The 877-nt window shown below is 33.1% G+C and carries 1 protein-coding gene; it reads left to right on the top strand.

Translation table 11 applies throughout. The features are described 5' to 3' along the window. Nucleotides 1–507: 507 nt before the first annotated feature. A partial coding sequence (locus ACYVRA_RS07480) for a GIY-YIG nuclease family protein (protein ID WP_461252118.1) occupies nt 508–877 on the top strand: 370 nt, incomplete at its 3' end.

Genomic DNA, 877 nt, shown 5'->3' on the forward strand with positions numbered 1-877 from the left:
ACGATGTAAATACCTGTATTTTATGTATAAAATTAACAAAAGGCGTTCTATTTAATCAAGGGAAAAAATACAATGTAAATTTCGATGATATGAAATTATAAATATAAGTAATATAAAGAAAAATTGGTGTACGCCCGTACTTCGTCTAACAGGTCTGTTTACGCATCGCCGCCCGTTGGGCGGCTTGGCTTCCGTTCGGCTAGGTCATTCCGCTTCGCTCCATTCCCACGCCTCACTCCAGCACAGTTTGCAAGCCCTGCAAACCTTCGGTTTGCTTATTCGGGCTTGCAAACCGTCGTAAACAGCAGGATCGTTATGCGAAACACCACCACAAAGATATATAAGAGCAAAACATAACCAGCAATATTAAATTTAATGTATAAATTAAGGGGTTTATTGTCGGGCAACCTTCAAAAACGGCAAAAATAGCCCCAAAATGGCACTTGAACAGTAATATTGAAATATGCTATTATAAATCCAATAAACTTGATGGTAAAAGGGGTTATTTTGGCAAAAGGCAAGGAAAAACAGTATATTTATATCGTTCAGTCTTCAAAAGAAATAACCAAATGCAAGATCGGCAAAACCAATAATCTTGAAAGACGGTTAAAAGAATACAATAATATGACTGGAAAATCAAAAGAAACTGTTTATCAGTATTTGTTGACTTGTGAAGTAAAAAATATGGTAACAATAGAAAATGATATAAAATATACATTTATTACGCTTCGTGAAGAAAAAAGCAAGGAAATATACTTTTTTAACACACATTGGTTTAATGAATATGTTAAATTTATTAAGTCTCATCCATTGTTTGTAAAAGAAACATACATCAAAACTGAAGAAAAAAAACAAGTAGTCAAAAAAAGAAAAAAAA

This window comes from Treponema sp. R8-4-B8, from assembly GCF_054786175.1.